Annotated in this window: 19 protein-coding genes; 8 read left to right on the plus strand and 11 right to left on the minus strand. The window is 43.9% G+C overall.

Annotated elements, in window-relative coordinates; all coding sequences use genetic code 11:
* Positions 1 to 43: 43 nt before the first annotated feature.
* Entirely contained in the window at positions 44 to 955 is a 912-nt protein-coding gene (locus QMA41_RS07430; RefSeq protein WP_281629262.1) for a siderophore ABC transporter substrate-binding protein, read from the minus strand.
* Positions 956 to 1,125: 170 nt separating this feature from the next.
* On the minus strand, positions 1,126 to 1,542 hold the full coding sequence (locus tag QMA41_RS07435; protein WP_038161984.1) for an RNA-binding S4 domain-containing protein: 417 nt from the start codon (positions 1,540 to 1,542) through the stop codon (positions 1,126 to 1,128).
* Positions 1,543 to 1,620: 78 nt separating this feature from the next.
* Here QMA41_RS07435 and QMA41_RS07440 point away from each other — a divergent pair, with 78 nt between their 5' ends.
* Together QMA41_RS07440 and QMA41_RS07445 are read left to right on the plus strand one after the other, a co-directional pair.
* On the plus strand, positions 1,621 to 2,442 hold the full coding sequence (locus QMA41_RS07440; protein WP_281629263.1) for an ABC transporter substrate-binding protein: 822 nt from the start codon (positions 1,621 to 1,623) through the stop codon (positions 2,440 to 2,442).
* Between the two features lie 147 nt (positions 2,443 to 2,589).
* A complete protein-coding gene (locus QMA41_RS07445; RefSeq protein ID WP_172849587.1) occupies positions 2,590 to 3,204 on the plus strand; it encodes a response regulator transcription factor in 615 nt (204 codons plus the stop codon).
* Here the strand turns inward: QMA41_RS07445 and QMA41_RS07450 are convergent.
* Positions 3,182 to 4,072, minus strand: a complete 891-nt coding sequence (locus tag QMA41_RS07450; protein ID WP_281629264.1) for a LysR family transcriptional regulator — start codon at positions 4,070 to 4,072, stop codon at positions 3,182 to 3,184. The genes QMA41_RS07445 and QMA41_RS07450 overlap by 23 nt on opposite strands.
* A 9-nt stretch (positions 4,073 to 4,081) precedes the next feature.
* Positions 4,082 to 5,725: a response regulator gene (locus QMA41_RS07455; RefSeq protein WP_281629265.1), complete on the minus strand. Its 1,644-nt coding sequence runs from the start codon at positions 5,723 to 5,725 to the stop codon at positions 4,082 to 4,084.
* Between the two features lie 500 nt (positions 5,726 to 6,225).
* On the opposite strand from QMA41_RS07455, the gene QMA41_RS07460 reads away from it, so the two are divergent.
* The 3 genes from QMA41_RS07460 (at position 6,226) to QMA41_RS07470 (ending at position 10,993) form a co-directional block, all read left to right on the plus strand.
* The gene (locus QMA41_RS07460; protein WP_281629266.1) at positions 6,226 to 8,001 is read left to right on the plus strand and encodes an EAL domain-containing protein; all 1,776 of its coding nucleotides are present in this window, start codon (positions 6,226 to 6,228) and stop codon (positions 7,999 to 8,001) included.
* 118 nt (positions 8,002 to 8,119) lie between these two features.
* Entirely contained in the window at positions 8,120 to 9,436 is a 1,317-nt protein-coding gene (locus tag QMA41_RS07465; RefSeq protein ID WP_281629267.1) for a GGDEF domain-containing protein, read from the plus strand.
* A 264-nt stretch (positions 9,437 to 9,700) separates the two neighbouring features.
* The gene (locus tag QMA41_RS07470) at positions 9,701 to 10,993 is read left to right on the plus strand and encodes an insulinase family protein (RefSeq protein WP_281629268.1); all 1,293 of its coding nucleotides are present in this window, start codon (positions 9,701 to 9,703) and stop codon (positions 10,991 to 10,993) included.
* Between the two features lie 43 nt (positions 10,994 to 11,036).
* Here QMA41_RS07470 and QMA41_RS07475 read toward each other — a convergent pair whose 3' ends face one another.
* The 4 genes from QMA41_RS07475 to QMA41_RS07490 are packed head-to-tail and all read right to left on the minus strand — an operon-like array spanning position 11,037 to position 16,586.
* Entirely contained in the window at positions 11,037 to 12,629 is a 1,593-nt protein-coding gene (locus QMA41_RS07475) for an ABC transporter ATP-binding protein (RefSeq protein WP_281629269.1), read from the minus strand.
* 2 nt (positions 12,630 to 12,631) lie between these two features.
* Positions 12,632 to 13,669 carry an ABC transporter permease gene (locus tag QMA41_RS07480; RefSeq protein ID WP_039952125.1) on the minus strand — a complete coding sequence of 346 codons (1,038 nt, stop codon included), beginning with the start codon at positions 13,667 to 13,669 and terminating at the stop codon, positions 12,632 to 12,634.
* Entirely contained in the window at positions 13,669 to 14,757 is a 1,089-nt protein-coding gene (locus tag QMA41_RS07485) for a microcin C ABC transporter permease YejB (protein ID WP_043010177.1), read from the minus strand. Before QMA41_RS07485 ends, QMA41_RS07480 begins: the two co-directional genes overlap by 1 nt.
* 11 nt (positions 14,758 to 14,768) lie before the next feature.
* Entirely contained in the window at positions 14,769 to 16,586 is a 1,818-nt protein-coding gene (locus tag QMA41_RS07490) for an extracellular solute-binding protein (RefSeq protein WP_281629270.1), read from the minus strand.
* Between the two features lie 131 nt (positions 16,587 to 16,717).
* On the opposite strand from QMA41_RS07490, the gene QMA41_RS07495 reads away from it, so the two are divergent.
* On the plus strand, positions 16,718 to 17,752 hold the full coding sequence (locus QMA41_RS07495) for a GGDEF domain-containing protein (RefSeq protein ID WP_281629271.1): 1,035 nt from the start codon (positions 16,718 to 16,720) through the stop codon (positions 17,750 to 17,752).
* Between the two features lie 24 nt (positions 17,753 to 17,776).
* Here the strand turns inward: QMA41_RS07495 and QMA41_RS07500 are convergent, their stop codons facing one another.
* Entirely contained in the window at positions 17,777 to 18,295 is a 519-nt protein-coding gene (locus tag QMA41_RS07500; protein WP_281629272.1) for an NUDIX hydrolase, read from the minus strand.
* A 59-nt stretch (positions 18,296 to 18,354) separates the two neighbouring features.
* On the minus strand, positions 18,355 to 19,992 hold the full coding sequence (locus tag QMA41_RS07505) for a methyl-accepting chemotaxis protein (RefSeq protein ID WP_281629273.1): 1,638 nt from the start codon (positions 19,990 to 19,992) through the stop codon (positions 18,355 to 18,357).
* A 309-nt stretch (positions 19,993 to 20,301) separates the two neighbouring features.
* Here QMA41_RS07505 and QMA41_RS07510 point away from each other — a divergent pair, with 309 nt between their 5' ends.
* A complete protein-coding gene (locus QMA41_RS07510) occupies positions 20,302 to 21,300 on the plus strand; it encodes a 2-hydroxyacid dehydrogenase (protein WP_006961194.1) in 999 nt (332 codons plus the stop codon).
* A 36-nt stretch (positions 21,301 to 21,336) separates the two neighbouring features.
* Here the strand turns inward: QMA41_RS07510 and QMA41_RS07515 are convergent, their stop codons facing one another.
* The gene (locus QMA41_RS07515; protein WP_281629274.1) at positions 21,337 to 23,697 is read right to left on the minus strand and encodes an ATP-binding protein; all 2,361 of its coding nucleotides are present in this window, start codon (positions 23,695 to 23,697) and stop codon (positions 21,337 to 21,339) included.
* 214 nt (positions 23,698 to 23,911) lie between these two features.
* On the opposite strand from QMA41_RS07515, the gene QMA41_RS07520 reads away from it, so the two are divergent.
* A complete protein-coding gene (locus QMA41_RS07520; RefSeq protein WP_006961196.1) occupies positions 23,912 to 24,406 on the plus strand; it encodes a hypothetical protein in 495 nt (164 codons plus the stop codon).
* Positions 24,407 to 24,412 lie beyond the last annotated feature (6 nt).

Here is a 24,412-nt window from a genome sequence, read left to right on the forward strand (position 1 = left end):
TCAAGCCAATTCAGCTTGAGGTTGCGTAATCATGTTCAGACTATCAGTTCAAACTAGACGCCGTCTTCACATCTTCAATCATCTGTTCCGTTGCACGCATCCCTGAAATCGACAGGTACCAAGCATTAATGTCTAGATAAGCCATTTTTTTGTTCTGGTAAGCTTGGGTCGCTTTGACCAGATCATTTTCGAAATCACGTTTTACAGTGCTGCCTTTGCCTTTATTGATCAAGATGTCTTTATCTATAACAAGTAATGCGGATGGGTTTGTTTCACGAATGAATTCATAGGAAACCAAATCGCCGTGGCGGCTTTCTTTGATTCCTTCCACGGATTCCTTAAAACCAAAATCTTTGTAGATAGCGGAGAATCGAGACTGAGCGCCGAACGTGGTAATGTTTCCGCCCGCACTCATCACAGTCAGTGCATCCAGTTCGTTTTGCTTATTCGATTCCTGAATCGCTTTGAACTCACTGTCTAGTTGTTCAATCTTACTCTCTACGAAATCTTGTTTTTCAAATACTTGAGCGAGATTGCGCCATTGCTCCTTGGTACTTTCCCAATAGCCTTTATTCGCGTCTGAAGCATAGACAATGGTCGGCGCAATTTCGGACAGCTCTTTGTATTTCGCCGCTGCACGGGTGCCAATGATGATCAGATCTGGCTTTTGCATGTAGATGGTTTCAAAGTCAGGTTCGTGAAGGCTGCCAGCGGAGACAAAATCGTAGCTACGGTATTCCGATAAGTAGTCCGGGAACATACTGACTGTAGAAACGGCGACAGGTTTGACATCAAAAGCTTTAACAGTATCTAACGCGCCCAAGCCAATAACGACAACTCGTTCTGGGTTTGTTTCTAACTTGGTCACACCTTGCGCGTGCTCAATCACTACCATCTCAGCATTGACGTTAAATGCCAATAAACCTGCCGTTAACGCGGCTGCAGACAATCTCATTATTCGGACTCCATATTTACAAATGAAATCCATTATCATTTACATGTATAGAGATGTCATCAATGCTTTACGTTTTTTACATTTGTTATAGAAAGGAAAAAGTAATTGATTTCTGATACTTAAAATAATGAAGCGCACCCTAGATGCAGGTGCGCGGTGAGGTTTTACTGTTATAGAAAGTCTATGTTAGAGCGGCCAATCTCGTTTTTCTTGCTTTCCTTTTTCTTCTGCCCAGCGTCTTTCTTTGCCTTGTTTTGTTTCTTTGATTTGTTTTTCTTTTCTGGCTTTGATTCAGGCTTCATGACTGAGGGCTCTTCAGGCTCAGTGACTGGCGCATCGCAAATCACGACGTAATATTCCTGATTGAATTCAAAAAAATCGCCATCGTACATCTTACGACGCTTACGCGTCTCCAGCTCACCATTAACAGCAACGTAGCCTTCCGCAATTAGGTGTTTCGCTTCGCCACCACCACCGACTAGGTTGGCAATTTTGAATACCTTGTAAAGCTCAATTGGTTGTGTTGAAACTTCTATTCCGATTGCTTCAATTTCAATCTCTTGCTCGTTTTCGTAGTCGTCTGTCATGTTTTGCTTCAAATGCATGTGTAAAAAAACTGAGTCTAATCCCTATCCTTTAATAAATAAACTAAAGTTAATCATAGAATGGGCACTTTAAAGGTACTGATTTTGCTCAAATGGACACTAATCCTGCTTCTTATCTCGTCGCAGGCAATGGCATACCATCCACCAGTCAAAGTACTGGTATATGGTGACGACTCTTACCCTCCCTACAGTTATGGTGAAGAAGGTGTTGCAAAAGGAATCTACAGCGACATTCTTCGTCGAGTTTTTGAAGAAATGCCTGGCTATGAAGTTAAACTTGTCCCTATCCCATGGAAGCGTGGCCTAAAAATGCTCAAAGTCGGTCAGGGACTAGCTTTATATCCACCGTATTATTATCCAGATAAGCGCCTGTATATTTCCCCTTATTCAAAACCTATATTAGATGAAGAGGTTGTTGTCTTCTGCCACCCTGATAGCGTCAAAGATCGCTCACTGCAACGATGGCCAGAGGACTACCTAGGCTTAACCGTTGGTGTCAATGAGGCCTTTGCTCTTGGAGGCACTCAGTTCTGGGATGCCGTAAAAGTCGGCAAAATCACGTTATTGGAGGCCAAAGGCAACCGTCCAAATCTAATTAACCTTCATGACAAGAAAATAGATTGTTACATGAACGACCGGTTATCTATTCTTTGGGAAATGAAAAGAATGGCCAAAGAAGGACTGTTGCCTGAAGATTGGAAGCTAACCCTTGGCGCGGTAGTAAGCGCCGAAAAAGGCTACTTAGGATTCACCAACCGTGAGCCAGATAAATATCCCTTCAAAGAGGATTTCGTTAAGAACTTTAATGATACGCTGATGAAACTTCAGCAACGAGGCGAAATCGACAAAATAATCAAAGCTTACTTCGATAACGGTATGTAACCCGCCAACGTACTCAGCATGTGACTTTCCATTTTGGAAAGTCCGGTTTTCCACTCTTTCCTTCAATTTTGACTTACATTGTTCCTATTCGAAACAGTGATAAGTGCATCCCAATAATGATGCGACGTTACCAAGAAGTTTATCATCATGCCATCCTATAAAGTTCTCGTTCTCGACAACCAACCTTTAATGCGAGATTCCATTGAACGTCTCGTCGTCAGCGTCATCAGTAACGCTCAAGTCTTTCAGTCGGACTCCACAACTTCCGCTCTGACAATACTTCGCGATAACGAGATTAATTTGATCATCCTAGAAATAAACTTGGAGGTTTCAGACGGATTCGAGTTTATCAGACGCGTGAAAGCTCATGGCTATAGCGGCAAGGTTTTATTTTTCTCTGGAAGTAAACACACTATGTTTTCGCAAGCCGCTTTTAAATTAGGAGCAGATGGGTATTTGTCCAAACTAGAGTCTTCAAAGATCATCAAAGAAGCCATACTGGCTATAATCCAAGACGGCTCGGCGTTCAGATACAATGCTCAGAGTAAACCAATAGTCTGCCTTTCAAGCCGTGAAACAACTGTGCTCAACTATTTACTTCAAGGCTATAGTAACAAGAGAATTTCAGAATTACTGTCTCTTAGCGCAAAAACGATCAGTACGTACAAATCACGCATATTGAGCAAATATGAAGTTGATACCATGTTTGATCTAATACAGATGAAAGAGCATCAACTCCTCAGTCAAAAAGGTAGTATTTGAGCTTTCTGATGAGTAGCTCGTGAAGCGGGTTACCTTGGTTAGAAAGTTTATGGTAGGCGACTATGGCAGGTGGCTGAGTCATTTGAAGCTCATCAGGTAATACACACATCGTATAGCCTGGGCGATTGAGGTGCTTAATTGCAGGCAATAAGGTCGCGCAATTGAGCTCTTTCATAAGTTCGAATAAGCATAGGACGTTGTCTACTGTGGCTATCTTATTGACATAAACTCCACTCTCTTCGAGCGCCATTTTGATCACCGTCTTCTTCTCCTGCCATCCTTTCATCTGCATAAACACGAAAGGCAGAGCCAGTTTTTCTTCTAACGAGAGTAAGGCGTGCTTTTCGGTTGTGACAATCGCTCCCTTGTATCGACCTAATTGATGTTGATATATCGCCTTACTCATCTCCGGATTGAAATACTGAACACCAATATCCAACTGATTATCCATAATTTGTTCAACGGACGTATCAGACCAGCTGGTCAGCGTGATTTTAGCGTTAGGAAAGGTTTTAATTAGATCGACCAGAAGTGACTTGCCAACCAGATATTGCGCCAAATTTGGGATAGCCACGGAGATTTCTTTATCGTAGGTTAGCGGGTCAAATGTGTCACCGACAATGGCATCTTCAATAACTCTCAGCCCCGCTGTCACTTTTGGAAGCAAAGCAACCGTGTACTCTGTTGGTTCAAATTCATGAACACCACGCACAAATAGTGGGTCATCTAACTGTTCTCGCAGCTTAGCTAGATGCTTGCTGACTGCGCTCTCCGTTTTGCCCAATTCTTTGGCAACTGGTTTAAGGTGGCGGTGCTTATGGATCAGTACAAGAACTTTCAATAAGTTAAGATCAAGTGGAGGTCTCATTCGTCCACCCTACACCGCTGTTAACGCACGATTAAAGTTGAGTTTGACCAAGTTTAGTTTTTTCTGCGCTTCTATTCGTTCGGTTTTTCTGAGACTGGATGTACAAGTAATCGCCGCCTCACAATCGAATATAACCTTTCTAATTTCAGCGGGATTGATGGCGCGGGGAATTTCACGATTCAGAAGCGATAGCATTTTATTCGCCACCAACACGCACTGCTTACGGGATTTGAATATTTCCAAGCCAAGCGCGACAGCTTTTTCCACCGATTGAAGCGAGTATTCATCCACTTGCGCTAGCAATCTGACTAACGCAGATTTTCGTCTCATTCCGTGCTCTATCTGATGTTCTAATTGCATCTGCATAGAACACGCCGACAATGATACTTTGCTGTAGTCAGTATGGGAGCGAGCAAAACCAGCGACTTGATCGAACCAGTGATAGTTGTCCGTTACAAAAAGAAGGTACAAAAGGTAGTGCAATTGGGGCAATTGCAACTGCTGATAGTTTTTCAGCAAATTGGCCAATTTGATACGCGCAACTTTATAATTTTCGTCGTGCAGTTCGATATGAACGTCCACAAGCGTCAGTGCCAATATTTCACTTTCTGCTAAATCGGATTTCATCAGATTGTGTAGCTCTTTATGCGCTACCATGGAAATCGACTTGCCTTGAGCAGACGCCGCAACTAGTTTTAGTCGCATCAAGTGAATAGCGTTCGCGACGGTATTGCGGTGAGTATTGGCAATTTGATGACGATAAATAGCCAACCCACTTAAAGCGCCATCATAATTCTCTTCTATCTCACAGAGTCGAATATAGGCAAGTAAACGAGGTGCACTACCTTTCGAAAATTTAATAGCGTCAGTCAATGCGTTCTTAGCGCTCGTGCTATTCCTTTGCACTAGGCTGGTTAACGCTAACATGTCAGAGACACTTGACGGGACTCTACCCGACTCCTCAATCCAGTGCTCTAACAATGAATGAGCTTGCTTCACCTCACCCATTTCGAGTAAAGCCGATGCCTTACCCACAATAGCCCAATGGCTTTTACGCAGAGTCGAACATGAATCGTAATGCTCAATCGCTTGAGTATGAAATTGCCGTTCTAAATACGTGACTCCCTGAAGACGCTGTATATGAGCGGTATATTCTGGGTATGCCTTTAGAGCCGCTTTAAATGATTCCGCGATATCTTGATAACTTGCATTCTTTGGTTGTTTCAGCAGCGCGGACAGAGTTTGCTTGCGTCTGTATACGCGTAAAACCCGCTTTTTAAACTCATACAACGAATACGGCTTAAGAACGTACTCATCTGGTTCTGCTTCCAATATTGAACGTACAACTTCACCAGTCGTTTCACTGGTCAACATAATAACAGCGCATTGTGGGCGAATAAGGCCGTAATGACGGCACTCTTCTAAGATCTGTTTTCCATTCAGTTCCTTACCAAACCTATAATCGCAAATGAACAGATCAATCGAAATTTCTCGCAGATTTTTGTATACCGAACGAATATCTTTGGCCGTAAATATTAGACGATCACTGAAGCCAGACTCTCTTAGTAAAATTTTTAGGTTAGCAACCACCAAAGGAGAATCGTCTGCGATCAGCACACCCGCCTGACTGACATTTTGAATTTGGCCGAGCATTATTCCAACTGCGCTATTTTGGATAAATTGGTCGCTAGAGTATAGAAAGAGAAAGCGGATGAAAACGCCTGATATATCAGAGTTTTGTCAAAATTAGCCGCTATTAAAACATTGATAAATATATAAGAAAGTGACATTTAACACTCAAATAGGTTGTGCGGTACTCCGCACAAGGAATATGCCACCTATTGAGCATAATTAAGACGAGCTACCAGCCCCCAAATAATTCAGAAATTAAATAACTCAGTGGATTTTTATTCACCCCAATAAAGAGGAAGATCTCATTTCTCTCATCTAGTGAGAGTAAAAAGGATATTTCAGTTCAAAATATGAACACACGTCAATAAAAGCTCACATTTACTGTCTCATACTTGGCTCACTGCTGGAGCTTAATAAATATTTCATGTTACAAATATAGGTTACACGGAAGATATTTATAAATTCAAAAAATAAAGCTCATGGAAGGCTTACCGCGTGTTGGATTAGGTACGTCGAATCAAATGTCACAGATAATCAAGAATATACCGCCGCAATCGAACGCTTCGTCGGTCTCGAAATGTCGCTATGCAGGTGAAGAATCACAGGGAAATAGCTCCATCGCACTAAGTGGCGCGGAGCTAGATGAGCTTATGGATAACCATTTTAAGCACATGTTTGATGTGTTTAACGATGGTATTTTCTATATGACAGACGATGATCGCATCTTCTTTTACAACCCTACGTTTTACGAGAACTACAGTATTGCCTCTGGCCAATGTCATTTGGATGCATGGCTATCTTTGGTCCACCCTCTGGATAAAGCGATGCTCAAAGGTGAAGTAGATGCACACATTCAGAAAGACGAACAAAAGATCTCTACTCAGTACCGAGTAAGAAACAAGACCGGCCAATATGTCTGGATTGAAGGGACTGCAGTGACGAAAACTATCAATGGTACCCGCTTTATGATTGGGTGCCATCGCGATATATCCGATCGCAAGTTGATGGAAACCTATGTCCAGCAAGCCGCATTTAGAGATAACGCTTCTGGCTTATCGAATGGCCAGAAACTGATTATCGATATCGATGCTTTAGTCGACCAACTCCCTGGCCAGCATTCTCTGATCTACATTCAGATTGGTGATATTCGCTCCTACCTAAGCGCATACGGACCCCATATCTTACGTGACGTGATGTCACACCTTATCACAGCGTTAAACTCCTTTAACGATGACTTTATTGATATATACCGTGTGCGCTCTGATGACTTTGCTATTCTCGTCAGAGGCCATTATACAGCCGAAGAGTTAATGACGCTTGGCGAGCGTATATCTCAAACTTATCAAGAATCGGTTCAGGCAAATGGCTACATGTATGGAACAGATATCAGTATTGGTATATTCCCTAGTTTCGATATTGGTCTTGCCGCTGAAGAAGTAATTAAAGTCGCAGCACGCACTTGTCAGTTCGCTGGTGAAAAACGGCACAATAGAGTCGGCGTTTACAGCAAAGAAACCAAAAGCAAAGTTGATCGGCATTTTTACATCGAACGCGAATTAGCTAACGCGATCCACAACGAGACCTTGACCGTTAAGTTTCAGCCAATCATCTGTGCCAAGAAAAATCGAGTCGCTAGTTTCGAAGCACTGGTACGCTGGCGCAGTGAAGAAATCGGCGAGATCTATCCTGACGAATTCATTGAGGTGGCCGAGAAAAAGGGATTGATCGTTGAACTCGGCTATTTAGTTTTCTCAAAGGCTTGTCAGTTCATAAAACGATACCTAGAGACTCATGGCACGAATATCAGGGTAAACGTTAATGTTTCCGTACTTCAGTTGTTAAACCACCAGTTTCCAGACCGACTAAAACGGTTAGCTGACCGTCTGGGCATTGATACTAAAAACATTGTATTGGAGTTAACCGAAACCATTATTCTCGATGGTAACAAAAGTGCCATTTCCCAGTTAAGTCGACTAAGCGACTACGGTTTTCTACTTTCGTTGGATGATTTTGGTTCTGGTTATAGTTCATTAAACAGCTTTTTTGATTTGCCTCTTAACCAAATTAAGGTGGACAAATCGATGGCGTGGCGATGTTTGGACAACCCTGCAACCTTGGAATACCTTTCTTTCATCACTCGCCTTTGCCAAGCTCACAATGTGGATGTTGTTGTAGAAGGTATTGAAAGTGCTGAAATGCAAAAGCGTTTCACAGACATGGGGGCCTCCTTCCTTCAAGGCTACTGGTTCTCTAAACCGCTCTCTATCGCCAGCGCCAGCCAGTACACTCTCGTTTGATTCAGCTCGCTTAGTGGTGTGTTGTCACAAAAGTTTCATCCGTCTTAATAGACTTTTGTGACAATGCTCCATAACATTTGAGTCCTTGATGAATATATAAACAAGATAAACATAGGAAATGTTTTTACATTACAGCAGGCCTCTCAGCTCGTCTGCCAACATAGAACTGCGTTGTCTGGCACTCATGCTTTTCGCTGTTTTCATTGTAAACACGCCTCTAAGCTTCATCAAAGATGCTAAGAAGAAAGACATTTCGTTCCAGCTAAAAGCGATTGACGAAACCCTGAATTTGCGTAAACAGCAAATCAGCAGCTATGCCGCGCTCAGCAAAACCCAGATTGCTCAGCAGTACTTCACACACCCCGATTTGTTTTATGATCTTACTCAGCATTTACTGGAGAATCAGAACTTAATTACCAGTATTGAGATAGTCAGCAGAACCCCTTCTCGTCATTATCGATACAAGCATCTGATTGATTCTTATAACTCTTTTTACGCTAGTAGCCTTAACCAAGAAGCGCACCAAATACTCTATCAACCTGACTTAGGTTTATTTACTGAGATTGCACCTGTGTATCAAGGGCTCCAACATCTTGGTTACCTTGTTCTAGATGTTGATATGAGCGAATTTAATAACACGAGCCGTGATAACATTCTACTACTGGATGACGATGGCTTTATTTACTCAAGCTCATACCCAGCCATCAACAGTTATCAGTATTTACCCGATGCTTACTCAAAAGTCTGGAATGATTTAAATCGCAGTCAGCGCTCGGAAGGTATACTCGAACAAGGCGACAATTATTTTGTTTATAGAGATATTGGCTTTTTTAGTGGTAAACTATATTTCCTTCTAAAAGTGCTACCTAAAGACGAGTTTATTCCAAAATATCTGTATTTGATCTTGGCACTTTTGTGCATCAGTGTTGGAGCGTCCTACTATCTTTATAAACTCAGGCAAGAGCGTCGTGAGTTAAATAAGATCACCTACACAGACCAACTTTCTGGTTTACATAACCGCCATTATTTGCAGAAAGTAGAGCAACAGAGCTTAGCCAGTAAAGGCTACTTTATCGGAATATTCGACATTGACCATTTCAAAGCCGTGAATGACAAATACGGTCACGATGTCGGCGACCAAGTCATCAAACGTGTTGCAGCTATCATTAAATCTCGCATTCGCGTTGCTGATTACGCGTTTCGTATAGGTGGAGAGGAATTTGTCGTCCTAATCAATACAACTTCAGTCCAAGATGCCAAGCAGGTGATGAATAGAATTCGTATTGATGTATCACAATTCACTCAGGCTCCGAACGTAACAATATCGGGCGGTATACATCCGGTCGTCGGTACTATCCCTCAATCCTTAAAGAAGGCTGATGCTCTTCTGTACAAAGCCAAAGAAAGCGGACGCAACGTTATCTATTGCCAGTAGTCCGACTGCTGGGCTGTTTCAATAACGAGACAAAAACTACTCAAAATCGAATACAGTTTGACTAATAGCGTGAATTTGTACAAAATCCCGCCACATTTTATAAATGAATATGTTCTGCTCTGGTTGTAACAAGCCAGCAATGCGAAGAAAGGCCATCCTTTCTCAATCACGGATACGATTTTCGCTCAATACCGCCTCTAAATAGCTATATGCAGGTCGATTGATGAACAGGGAAACACTTAAGGTCTTCTTCAGGAGTTTGCTGTGTCTATCTATAACCGCGCTTTAACAATAACGTTGACAGCACTTTTTACTGCTATCGCTGCGTTACCTGTAACCGCAAAACCAACCTCTCCTCTTTGGTTCGAACATACCGATATTACGATGCCTCGTAATATTCAGACATCGGTTCTTGAAAATGGTATTCGCTTGGTTTTAGTTGCTACGCCTAACAAACAACAAGCATTAGAGTTGCGCCTTCGAGTTGGAGCAGGTGTTGCTCAGGAGCCTTCGTACCTTCCAGTCTCTCGTGTTCTCGCGAATCAAATAATTGGCGATTCAAAGTGGTCAGCAACGACGGATTACCAGCAAACTGTTTACAGCCTGAGCACAACAAACGACAACCAACAGTCATTAGAAGGCGCTTTGGACTTCATAGAGACAAGCTTCTCGCAGCAGAGTTTTGTGCAACAAGCTTGGAAACAGTCAGCAAATTTGACCGATTACCCAACTGTCGTCAGTCAGAACCAACTTGACTCTCTTGAGCTTGGGAAAAGTACTTCACCAGTAACCGAAACATCAGCCAGTCGAGTGCAGTTGGAAGATCTAGAGCACTACTTTTCTCAGTACTATGTACCAACAAACATGACTTTGGTTATCGTGGGAGATTTCAAAGCTCGTACGCTGCAAAACAAGGTGCAAAAGGCATTCTCTCAATGGCATAACCCAACACCTCTGACAAAAACTCAGCAGCCTGCTCTAAGTATGGGTAACAACGGAATTTCAGGTACTCAAGGAAAGCATAGTGTTTCACTCAGTGCACTAGCTCATGTGTCGGACGACGTCGATAGCAAACTGATGCGAAAAGACCTATTGCTCGCCACTATTACCAATCAGATCCTAGAGCACCGAATTGAATCTGCGCTCGCTGATGGCCATTCTTCGGCGACCGTTTCCGTTAAGAATGAAATTTTGTTTAACCAGAAACTGTTATCTCAAGTACTGGTTTCAAAGATTCATGATGGTGAGCAGCAAGCCACAAAACAGATCGTTGAGCAAGAAATCAAAACAGCGTTAGCGGTAGGCTTTACACATTCTGAATATGAGGCGGCAGTCAGTGAGATTCGCTTGAATAAACAAGCAGAATTAGTTGTATTTAGACAAGCTGGACCAGCCGCTATTGCAGATCGCATGATCAACGCGATTGATAATGGTTCGGTCTACACCACACCATCCTTTGAGCTAGAACTTATCGACTTTCACGTGGCACATTTAAGTGAAATCGACATTAACAAAGAGTTTGAAAAGATCTGGGCTCACAAACTAAAAAGCATATAAAAAATCAAAGGCTGCTGTTTGCAGCCTTTGTCTTTCTCAGCGTCTAAAAACTCGAAAGCTCGACCAACTCTTTGGTATACGACTGTTCTGGTTGCTGAAATAACAACGCTGTCTCGCCCTGCTCAACAATCTCGCCTTGCTTCATGACAATGGTGTAGTGGCATAACGATTTGACGACATTCAAGTCATGGCTGATAAACAGATATGTAAGCTGATACTTTTCCTGTAGCGATTTCAGCAAATCCAAGACTTGAGCCTGAACTGTACGATCCAATGACGATGTTGGCTCATCCAGTAGAATAAACTCAGGCTTAAGAATTAACGCTCTGGCTATCGCAATACGTTGACGCTGCCCGCCAGAGAATTCATTTGGATAACGGTGGCGAGTTTCAGGGTCGAGATCCACTTCCTCCATAACCTCACAGATCATCTTGTCTACAGTGGTATCGTCATATTCATGATGAACACGCAGCCCTTCTCCAATTACCTGTGCGACAGACATCCGCGGGTTAAGCGCGGAAAACGGATCTTGAAACACCACCTGCATCTTACTTCGATACGGCAGCATACGCTTTCGATCCAAGCCTTGCAGTTCCTGCTGTTGGTAAAAGATTGAACCCTCGGAGTGAACAAGACGTAAGATGGCCATACCCGTGGTCGACTTACCGGAACCGCTTTCGCCGACCAGCCCTATCGAATGCCCTCGCTTTAGGTCAAATTTCATATCCGTAACGGCTTTAATATGAGAAACGACACGCTTAAACAGCCCCCCAGTAATCGGGAACCAGACTCTAAGGTTATCGACTGACAACAAGCTGCTAGAATCAACCGGAGTTTCGACTGGCAAGCCTCTAGGATCAGAGTTAATGAGTTTTTGCGTGTATGGGTGCTTAGGCTCCGAGAAGAGAGATCGACAATCCGCTTCTTCGACTAACTCTCCATTCTGCATCACTGCGACTCGGTCAGCGATACGGCGTACAATACTAAGGTCATGGGTAATAAACAGCATCGCCATACCCAGTTCTTGTTGAAGGTCCTTCAAGAGATCCAAAATTTGCGCCTGTACAGACACATCCAATGCTGTAGTTGGCTCATCAGCAATCAGAAGCTCAGGCTCATTAATCAAGGCCATGGCTATCATCACTCGCTGCCTTTCACCGCCCGACAACTCATGAGGGTACGCATTAATCTTCACATCCGGGTTACGGATCCCAACTTTACCTAGCCATTCAATCGCTATGGTCTCCGCTTTTTTCTGTCGCACACCACGATGAATGGACAGCGTTTCAACCAACTGCTTTCCAACTTTGTGCAAAGGGTTAAGGGAAACCATCGGCTCTTGAAAGATCATTCCGATTCGGCCACCGCGAATACCCCGTAGTTGCCTCTCCGAACAGCTCAGCATGTCGATGCCATCAAAATTAATGCTACCCTCCAAATAATGGGACGAGCCCTTAGGAAGTAACTTCAGCACTGAATTAGCGGTGACAGACTTGCCCGAGCCGCTCTCTCCAACCAGTGCAAGCGTTTCGCCTTTGTTGATAGACAGCGAAACCTGATGAGTCACTTGTTCGACATCTTTTCCGCGGCCAAACCCTACTGATAGATCGTCAATTGTTAATACTGGTTTGGTCATGATTATCTCCCCTGATGGTGAGGGTCAAAGGCGTCACGAACGGCTTCGCCAACAAACACGAGCAGAGTCAACATTACCGACAATACAAAGAAGGCTGAAAAACCTAGCCATGGTGCTTGTAAATTAGCTTTCCCCTGGGCCAATAATTCACCTAATGAAGGTGAACCAGCCGGTAAACCAAAGCCCAGAAAATCAAGAGAAGTCAATGTGGTTACGGAGCCAGAAAGAATGAAAGGCATCATAGTCAAAGAGGCGACCATCGCATTTGGTAACATATGGCGTCTCATAATACGGCTATCATTTACGCCCATTGCCTGCGCCGCTCTCACATAATCGAAGTTACGGCAACGCAGAAACTCTGCCCTGACGACCCCAACTAAGCTCATCCAGCTAAACAAAACCATAATACCGAGTAACCACCAGAAATTGGGTTCGACGAAACTGGACAGAATAATCAACAAGAAAAGCGTCGGCATTCCTGACCAGACTTCGATAAAGCGCTGGCCTAACAAATCAAGCCAGCCACCGTAGTAGCCTTGTGAAGCCCCAACAATCACTCCAATCACGCTGGAAATAATGGTCAGCACAAAACCAAACAAAACAGAGATCCTGAAACCATAGATGATTCGTGCCAGTACATCCCGTCCTTTGTCATCGGTACCAAGTAGGTTAACGTTGTCGGGCGCAGAGGGCACCGAACCAGAGATGTTGTAATTGATCGTGTCGTAGCTAAAACGAATCAGAGGCCAGATGATGTATCCTTTCTCTTCAATCAGCTCAATGACATACGGATCGGTGTAATCCGCTTCGGTCTCAAATTCCCCACCAAACTCAGTTTCCGCATATTGAGTCGTGATCGGGTAATACCACGCACCTTCGTACTCCACTAGCAATGGCTTATCGTTGGCTATCAGTTCTGCAAACAAGCTAAACACGAACAGCGTCATGAAAATCCACAGTGACCAGTAACCACGTTTGTTTGCTCGAAACCTCAGCCAGCGCGCTTCATTTAACGGATTACGTCTTCTTTTCGTCAGCATTAACGCGCCTCAAAATCAATTCTTGGGTCAACCCAGGTGTATGTTAAATCAGAAATTATGCTCAGAATTAGGCCAAGCAAGGTCATAATGTAAAGGGAACTAAATACGACTGGATAATCTCGTTGTATGGTTGACTCAAACCCCAGTAAGCCAATCCCTTCGAGTGAGAACATTACTTCAATCAGCATGGAGCCAGTGAAAAAGATACTGATGAACGCCGCAGGGAAACCAGCAATGATGATCAACATCGCATTGCGAAACACGTGTTTATAAAGAATACTTCTTTCATCCAGACCTTTCGCTCGTGCCGTTACAACGTATTGTTTATTGATCTCATCGAGAAAAGAGTTCTTCGTCAGCATACTCAGTGTTGCAAACCCACCAATCACCATTGCCAGTATCGGTAATGTCAGATGCCAGAAATAATCGATGATTTGCTCATACCAAACGAGCTGCTCAAAGTTGCTGGATACCAGCCCCCGAAGCGGAAACCAACTAAAGTAATTGCCACTCGCAAATAAGATAATCAAGATGATGGCGAACAGGAAACCGGGGATCGCATACCCAACAATCACTACAGCGCTTGACCAAACATCAAATCGGGAGCCATGGTGGATAGCCTTCATGATGCCCAAAGGAATGGAAATCAAATAAATGATCAGCGTGCTCCACAAACCCAATGAAATAGAGACAGGTAAGCGCTCGATAATCAAATCAATCACATTACCGCCTTTAAACAGGCTTTCACCAAAGTTGAATGTGGCGTAGTTTTTGAGCATCTCGAAGTAACGCACATGCAGAGGCTTATCAAAACCAAACTGCTTTTTAATCTCTTCAACTACTTCCGGGTCTAGACCCCGTGAACCTTTATAGCCAGTCGAGTTAGCATCGCTTCCTACATCGAGGTCAACTTCACTGCCGCCCCCAGCAAAACGTTCCATAATGCCAGAGCTATGCCCTTCTAGCTGCGCAATAGCCTGCTCAACCGGCCCTCCCGGTGCTACCTGAATAATGAAGAAATTGATGGTGATGATCGCCCACAGCGTGGGGATCACCAAGAGTAAGCGACGAAATATATAGGCTGCCATCTATCCCTCTGTTAACGTCGTTTTTCAGGCAACTTGGCGGCTTTATCCTTTGATATCCACCAAGTATCAATACCTAAGTCATATCTAGGCATATTTTCCGGACGCTCAAATTTGTCCCACATCGCCACACGATATTCGCTCACGTGCCATTGTGGAATGATGTAAAAGTTCCACTGCAACACGCGGTCGAGAGCACGTCCTAAAGAAAGTAATGCATCTGGGTCTTGCTGTTTCTTGGAGATTTCCATCGTCAGGCTATCAACGACTGGATCAATAACACCCGCCGTGTTGTAGGTCGAGTCAATGTAGTTGGAGTTCCAGACAATCATTAAATTCGGGCTTGGATATGGGTTCGCGGAGTAGGCTGAAGAGACCATGTCGAAGTCGCGATCACGAAGTCGCTTAATGTACTGTGTGGTGTCAACTGAACGGATCTTCATATCGATACCCATACGCTTCATGTTTTTCTGTACTGGAATCGCAATACGCTCCGCAGTTGGGCTATAGATTAGCAGTTCAAAGCTAAACGGTTCGCCCGTTTTGGTATTGGTGAGTACTTTGTTCCTCAGCTCCCAACCCGCTTCTTTAAGCAGTTTAAACGCTGTGCGCATCTGAGCACGAATACGCCCTGAACCATCGGTAACCGGAGGTTGGAACTCTTCAGTAAACACACGAGGTGGAATCTCGTCCTTAAACGGCTCCAAAACTTTCAACTCTTGAGCACTCGGTACGCCCTTCGCTTCATAGTCGGTATTCTGGAAGTAACTACGTGTTCGAGTGTACTGACCGTAGAACATATTCTTGTTCATCCACTCAAAGTCCATCGCATAGGTCAACGCCTCACGGACTCTGGCATCTTTAAATACATCACTTTGCGTATTGAATACAAAAGCTTGTGTGTTTTCTGGTTTTTGATGAGGGATTTCCTGTTTGGTGATGTAACCTTTATCAAAGTTCACACCCGTGTACGAATTTGCCCAGAACTTCGCCGAGGTTTCCAAACGAAAATCAAATTCACCTGCTTTGAAAGCTTCCAACATTACAGTGTCATCCCGATAGTAGTCGTATTGCACTTCCTTGAAATTATTACGACCGACGTTTACCGGCAGATCTTTCGCCCAGTAGTCGTCTACTAGCGAATAAGTGACACTCTGGCCAGATTTATAATCGGCAATTTTGTACGCTGAGCTGCCAATAGGAGGAGTTGAAAGAGGCTCTGAAAATTTCTTGTCTTTCCAAAAATGTTCCGGCAACACTCGGGTAGATTGAGCAAAGCTGAACATCTTTTCACGATTAGGCGTTGCCATTTCAATACGGACCGTCAGATCGTCCTTGGCCGTTACCGACTTAATGTCTTTATAGTAAACGCGATACTGCGGTACACCTTCAGTCATGAATTTATCGAACGTGAAAGCCACGTCATGCGCAGTAATTGGCTCTCCATCGTGAAAACGTGCCTTAGGATTGATGTCTATTTCAAGCCAGGTGTAGTCATCCGAATATCTCACTCTCTCTGCGATCAGAGGGTAATAGGCATCGATTTCATCACTAGGGGAAAACATGAGCGTGTCATACAACTCCCCTGTTGCGGCAGCGGCGACACCTCTGGAGGCAAATCGGTTAAAGTTATCGTACGTCCCGACTCGGCCATAAGTAATTTTGCCAAATTTGGGGGCGTCAGGGTTTACGTAATCAAAGTGAGTAAAGTTGTTTGGGTATTTAGCCTCACCAAAACCGACTAAACTGGTCGTTTCGATAACTTTGGCGTAACCGATCGAGCTAATGCTCGCGATCATGGCACCTAATAGAACGTTGCGCATTTTGGTCATTCCCTGTGTCCTCAGCTGAATTCGCTATTCTTTTATTACTATACTATTAATTAACATTAATAATTCAAATACTTGAATAAGTATAGGTGTTCGCTAAAAACCTATCGAAGAGTTCACGTCAAGGATGCGCTATGCCACAGATTAGTGACCTGTTTAAGTTTGGACCGTTTGAACTACACCAGCGCTTGGACGCGCTTTCCTTGTCATATGGCGATAGTCAGGCATGGCAAAGTTCACTCACCACAGAAAGCCGAGAAGAGATTAAAACGGCGGTCTACACTCAGCTCCTTCAGCATTTTGAACACTCTGACGTGGTTAGCCAAATACTTGGCCACTTCCATATTCACCAGTCCTTAGATGCTTATCTCGATACGCTGCTGACTCAAGAATTAGAAGAGGGGTATATTGAAGGGCTCGCTCAACACATTCTTGGCATTGCCAAATATGAAGAGGTGCATGAGTACTACTCAATTGTGAGCCACGTATTGCATCGATGTATCATCGACAATTTAGCGAGCCACTGCCGTTTCCTAGAGAACTCCAACTCGCTTGAGCGCCGTTTGCAGCTGGATTTATCTATTTTACTTCAGTTTTTACACATCAAATCGATAGAAGACTCTCGTCGTTACACCTCACTAATGGAAGTAAGAGATCCTCTAACCGATCTCTACAATCACAACACCTTTCCCAACGAACTAGAAAAAATGCTCGCGCGCTGTAAGCGACACAAAACCAGTGCGCTGGTGTTAGACATTCATTTGGAAGGCTTAGGCGCGATAAACCGTCGTTTGGGCTACGAAGCTGGTGATACTTTATTGCAGAGCTTCGCATTCACTGCACAAGAACTCATTCGTCAATCTGATTTGATTGCCAGAGGTTCGCGCGGCAACTTCTATTTCGTATTAGAAGACACCACGAACAAGGATGGGAAAGCAATCTGTGAACGCCTCATTTCCGCCGTAGACGGCTCGTCAGAATTACCGATTACGTTACAAATTGGCGGAGCGAGTTATTCATCAGATAGTGACATTGACGGTGATGAGTTGTTAGGTCTAGCTCATGAGCACATGGAACTGGCGAGAGCACGTTCACTCATCAACCATCGCCATGAATACAGCGTCCATTTTGATAGCAAAGATAATTTGATCCAATTGATAAAAGGATAAAGCCCGTAAGGTACGGGCTTTATTTTAGAGCATTTCTTTAGCGATCATATGTAGCAAAAACGTCTCGCGTTCAATACTCATGCCTTTCTTCGGGCTCTCTGCAATAGTCTTTTCATTGTGGGCAATCGCTTGATGGATGTTCATCCATACGGCTTTCATGCCGTTTTTGATTTCATAATCTTCGTACGCGGTTTCACCTAACTCACGATCGACTTTACAGGTGTAGCAATAAGAGTGCATGTGCATGACATCAGCGTCGTCTTTGTACCAAGGGCGAAACTCTTCGTAGATACCATATGGCTTGATATTGTGAATGTTTTGCGCACCTGTTTCTTCCTGAAGCTCCCGTACCATACCTGCGATAATGTCCTCGCCATCATCAATACCACCACCGGGGATGGTGTAATCATGATAACGCTCGGTGTATAACAAAAGGATGTCTTCACCATCTACAACAATGGCTCTTGCAGCATTACGTTGGAAGACCGTTTTGTCATCAAGATGGCAAATATCAGGGTGAATAGCAGTTTTTAGGTGTCGCATTCAGTGCTCACGATTAAAAAATTTGCCGCGATTCTACCATATCACCCTGAGGCCTCAAGCTAAGCCAGTTTGAAGCGATTAATCATTGCCATTAGGTCATCTGAAACTCGGCCAAGCTCCTTACTAGAACTGGCCATCTGGGTAGACTCTCCAGACACGGTAGATGCCATATCACTCAGGCTCACCACATTGCGGTTAATATCATTCACCGTCACGGTTTGCTCTTCCGCAGCAGTAGCGATGTGCTGGTTCATTTCCTCAATGGTGTGTACTTCTTTGTTAATCTTGTTCAAAGCCTCACCGGCCTGACTTGATAGCTCTGATGCATTAGTCGCTTTGGCTGTGCCTTGGTCCATGACTTTCACCACGTTTTCAGCGCCAACCTGAAGTTTCTCAACAATGTTCTGAATCTCTAAAGTAGACTCGTGAGTACGAAGAGAGAGGCTTCTTACTTCATCCGCAACTACCGCAAAGCCGCGTCCTTGTTCACCTGCCCTTGCCGCTTCAATTGCTGCATTTAGAGCGAGTAGATTGGTCTGTTCGGCAACGCCGCGGATAACTTCAAGAACCGTGTCAACGTTACGAGCATCTGATGCGAGCTTCTGAACAACCTGACTAGCAGACTGTATTTGCTCCGCAAGTTCATTGGCTTCTTGAACGTTTTTGTCAATGATCTTGTGGCTGTGGTTGGCTTCCTGAGCAGCTAAACGACTAGCGTCATTTGCTTCGACAGTGCGTGCGGCTACTTCTTCAACTGTTGCTAGCATTTCGGTCATTGCCGTCGCGAGCATATCCACATCGCTTTGCTGTTGGTTAAGGCTGTCGTCGATATGATGAACAGAATTAGAAAGCTGATTAGCAGCACTAGAGACTTGGCTACCCGCATCGCTGATGCTGAGCATGATTCCTTGCACAGAAGCAACAAATTGGTTGAAGTAACGAGAGAGAAGCACGAGTTCTTTACTGCCCTCTTCTGGAAGCCTTTGGGTCAGATCACCTTCACCTTTAGATAAGGTTTGCATAGCTCGCACGGTACGCTTAATAGGAGATGTGATTGTTTTGATGAAAAAACCGATCGTGATAGAAAGAACAGCAAGAATACCAATGGCGTAACCCGCAGATGCAACCTCAGAGCGGTGCATATCAGCCTGAAGCGCGACCATATTCATGCCAGAGCCAATCATCCAACCCCAAGGCTGAAACATTAACGCATAACTGGTTTTAGGATCCAATTTCTCACTATCTGGGTTCTTCCAGCTGTAGTCGACAAAGCCACCACCATTTCTGGCCACCTGATAAAGTTCCTGAACAAAAAACTTACCTTCGCTGTCTTTCAAACCAAGGATATTTTTTCCAAGTAAAGACAACACACCACTGGCTAACTGCACACCATCAGAATCACCGACAAATATATAGTTGTCACCATCAAATCGCATTGCGGAAATGGTTTGTAGCGCTCTACTTTGAGCTTCGCTTTCTGAGATTTGACCCGATTGATAGAGCTGGTAGTAGTGTTTCGCAACACCTGATGCAGATTCGACCAGAGTTGACACACCTCGCTCATAGTTTTCACGCATGTGCTCGCGGGACTGGGCAATGTTGAGGAGAGTATTCGCAAATAAACCAATAGCAAACAAGCCTAATATAGACCACGCTCGTGCTGCTATGGACACTTCAGAAAGCTTTTGTTTAATCATATCCATATTTCCTAGCCAGAGAACAAAATTCCATCTGCCCTTAGCCTCACCTCCACTTAAGTCGATGATTAATAAGCTAAGAGCTATTTAATTTATAAATACCACTTTAGCAGTAAAAAAGTGATCTTGAGATGAAAATTGAGCTAATTTTGCGAGGCACTTTATTAATAATAAAAACATCACTGTAAACAATTGAGGAATATAAGTGTTTAATTTTCCATAGCAAATTTGTGGTTTAATTTTTTCTTGAATCACGGTTCAATAGAGCCCGTTCTATTTCCTCCCGTAATATTTTGAGAGAGGCCTACCATGTTAGATGTCGCTGTGTTTAGTGCTAAGTCTTATGACGAAGCGTCCTTCGCTAAAGTAAATAAAGAGTATGGATTTGAACTGCATTTCCATGAATTCCAGTTAACCAAAAAGACCGCCAAAATGGCCCATGACTGCCAGGTGGTTTGTGCGTTTGTTAATGACGACTTATCTGCACCCGTGCTAGAAGCACTTGCAGAACAAGGCGTAAGACTGATTGCAATGCGTTGTGCTGGTTTTGATCGCGTTGATTTAGACGCGGCTAAGCGCCTTGGTCTTCAGGTGGTTCGTGTTCCCGCTTACTCACCAGAATCCGTCGCAGAGCACACTGTTGGCTTAATGATGAGCCTAAACCGCCGTTTTCATAAAGCTTATCAGCGTACCAGAGATGCAAACTTCTCGTTAGACGGTTTAGTTGGCTTTAACTTTCACGGTAAAACAGTGGGTGTAATCGGCACAGGTAAAATTGGTATCGCTACTATGCGTATTCTCAAAGGCCTAGGCATGAACATCCTTTGCTTTGATCCATTTGAGAACCCTCTAGCCATCGAGCTGGGAGCAATCTACTGCTCAAAAGAAGAGTTGTTTGAGAAAAGTGACATCATCACGCTGCACTGTCCGATGTCTGAAGAAAACTACCACCTCCTAGATGAAAAAGCCTTCAGTAAGATGAAAGATGGCGTAATGCTCATCAACACAAGCCGTGGCGGATTGTTGGATGCTGCCGCTGCGATTGAAGCCTTAAAAACTGGGCGAATCGGTGCCCTTGGGCTAGATGTCTATGAAAATGAGAAAGAACTCTTTTTCCGTGATAAGTCTAATGACGTCATTGTCGATGATGTATTCCGTCGCTTGTCCGCCTGCCACAATGTTCTCTTCACTGGTCACCAAGCTTTCCTAACCGATGAAGCACTTGGCAACATAGCTGACACTACCCTAGGCAATATTGACGCTTTTGGGAAAAGCCAAACATCTGGTAATGAACTGGTAGAACTATAAAATTAAAAAGGGCTTTCATCTGAAAGCCCTTTTTGGTTATTTTCTTAATGCATTTAGCTTAGCTTGAGCAATTCCAAATACCGTATCGATTGGGTAACTACCCTCATCACTTGGTTCACCCGCAGGTTTACCCATGAACAACTCGATGGCTTCAGTCACATGGTCAATAGCCCAGATTTGAAACTCGCCACGTTCAACCGCCTTCACAACATCAGGACGTAACATGAGGTTGTGCATGTTGGCTCTTGGTATGATCACGCCTTGATTTTCACTGCGACCTTTAATCGTACACACATCGAAGAAGCCTTCAATTTTCTCGTTAACACCACCGATAGGTTGGGCTTCACCAAATTGGTTCATCGAGCCTGTAATTGCGATATCTTGACGGTTAGCTTGCTTAGAAAAGGCCGACACCACCGCACAAAACTCCGCCATACTTGCACTATCACCGTCGACACCACCGTAGGACTGCTCAAAAGTGATTGTCGTTGTTAAAGGTACTTTGGCCGTTTTACCAAATACTGAAGAGAGGTAAGCGGTTAATATCATGACACCTTTTGAGTGAATGCTACCACCTAAGTCAACACTACGCTCGATGTCGATCACTTCACCGCCACCATAACAAGTCGTCGCTGTAATACGGTTTGGTGCACCAAACATGTACTCGCTGGTACTCAAAACAGATAACGCGTTGACCTGACCGATGGCTTCCCCTTCGGTTTGGATTAGGGTGGTTCCGTTGATGAAACCTTCCATCACACTATCTTTAAGGCGACTGACTCGCATCTCCTGATTAGCTAATGCCTCTTCAACATGGCTAGAGCGAATCATGTTCGAGTTTGCCTGACGAGCAACGTAATTTGACTCGCGGATCAGGTTAGCGATGTTAGCTGAGTGCAACGAAAGCTTGGTCTGATCGCCTGACAATCGAGAGCTATGCTCGATAATCCGAGCGATGGCCTTCTTATCACAATGGAGCATATTGTTGTCGTTGACGACACTGGAAATAAAACGCGCATATTGCAGTTCAGACTGCGGACTACGTGTCATTTCATCTTCGAAGTCAGCCGTTACGCGGAACAGTTCACTAAACTCCGGATCGTAATGTTGAAGTAGTTGATAGGTGCGGTAATCACCAAATAGGATAATCTTAACATCCAGTGGAATCGCTTCAGGGTCAAGCGATACAGCACCTGTTAACGTGACTTCTTTCTCCAGCGAGGTAAAGCTTAGTTTGCGAGCTCGCAGTGCACGCTTCAATCCATCCCAGACATAAGGCTGTTCCAGTACTTTTTGAGCGTCCATCAATAGTACGCCGCCATTAGCTTTATGCAGACTACCAGGGCGAATCAATGAGAAGTCCGTAAACACAGTACCTTTAAAGGTGGCTGTTTCAATATAACCAAACAAGCTGTGATAGTTCGGGTTCTCTTCGACCACAATAGGAAACTCATCGTCCTTACGGCTTACAAGAACGTTAACTTTGTAACGACGTGGCAGCTTCTTATCTAAAGATGCTGTGGCGACCTCTCCTTGCTCTGCACTTTGCTCTAAAAAGATGTCAGCGTTTTCAACAATATCTTGCTGAAGTTCTGTCAGATAAGCTTTAATTTCTGCGTAGCCGGAGTAGTCCTTTTTCAGCTGTTTGATAAAGTGAGTGATGACATCCAATGTTACATCGTCATTCAGTTTCTTAATTTTTTCACTGTACGCTTCTTCCCACTCCGTCAACTGACGAACCATATCTCTCAACTTGATTTCAAGTTCATCAATGGTAGAGCCAAAATACTCTTGCTCTTTCTTAGTCAGCTCCTCAAAAGACTCTTCAGTGTGCATCTCCTCACCATTCATTGCGACAAACTGGTAGTCACCCTGAGTAGTAATAGTAAGACTGATGCCTTTGGTTTTTGCTTCTTTGGTGATGACGGCTAACTCTGCTTCCTGCTTTTGCGCCAGTTGATTTTTAAGCTTATCGGCTCGGCTGTAGTAGAGCTCATTGTCGAACGCCAGAGGAATGGCGTTGACCAGTTTTGACATCAATTTCTCGATGTCTTGTTTAAGTTGGCTACCGATTCCACATGGGAGTGCCAGTACCTTCGGTGTCCTGATATCTTCAAAATTTGCGACATAACACCAGTCATAAAGTGCTTTCGCATCGTGCTGGTGACGGTTGAGATAACGCAAAATCATTGTTCGCTTACCAAGGCCATTCTGACCAATAGCATAGATGTTGTAGCCCTTCTCCTTAATGGACATAGCGAACTCTACTGCCTTTTGAGCACGTTCTTGACCGACGATTTCGTCAATGGGTGCCAGCTCTTTTGTAGACTTACTCGGTAGCATTTCCAGCTCCGCAGCATGATACAGCTGGCTCATTTTTAGCCGTTGAATTGCCATCTTTCTTTCCTTATTGTTATTTTCCATCAACTCTATAACGACCTAGTGTAGGCCAGTTTTGTTTATATTTTAGTGACTTAGGCATTATTCGGGTTCAACTGCCTAAATATTCACCAATTATGCTGTCAAATATCATTTAAATGATAATTATTTGCAATGGTTAATGAATTGCATTTAAATATGCCTTGTTACGATTTTGGTGGAGTAATTGAACATGGATCTACAACAGTGCTGGACACATTACCTAAAAGCTGAGCAGTTATTAGAACAAGGTCATTGGCCAGAGGCACACTACTTGTACGATCAAGTTCTGCATCATTTACCGACGCATATCCAAAGCGCGCTAAGTGATGACCAAACCAAACCTTGCCAATTCAGCTGCTTATTAACTGGCTTACGTGATGCTGCTGTCTCTCAATCAGAGATCCTCAACAAGATGGGTCAGCATCAAAGTGCCTTCGACTTGCTCAACCAAAGCTATGCTTTGCTTCAGTTTATGTCGATTGAATCGGCAGAATTGGTTCAGGCTACTCACCACATTCTTGATAAAAACTGTGAGGATCTTTTGCGCCATATGGGCGCGTTTTGTAGTGCTCAACGTAATGCTCAGTGGATGCTAGAGTTTGAACAAGTTCAAAAAGCTCATCACCACTTCTCAGCATTGAAGAGCTATGGCAATGCAACGGAAAGCTCGCATCAAATAAATTAAAACAAG

The organism is Vibrio sp. St2 (assembly GCF_947311885.1).
Classification (GTDB): domain Bacteria; phylum Pseudomonadota; class Gammaproteobacteria; order Enterobacterales; family Vibrionaceae; genus Vibrio; species Vibrio coralliilyticus.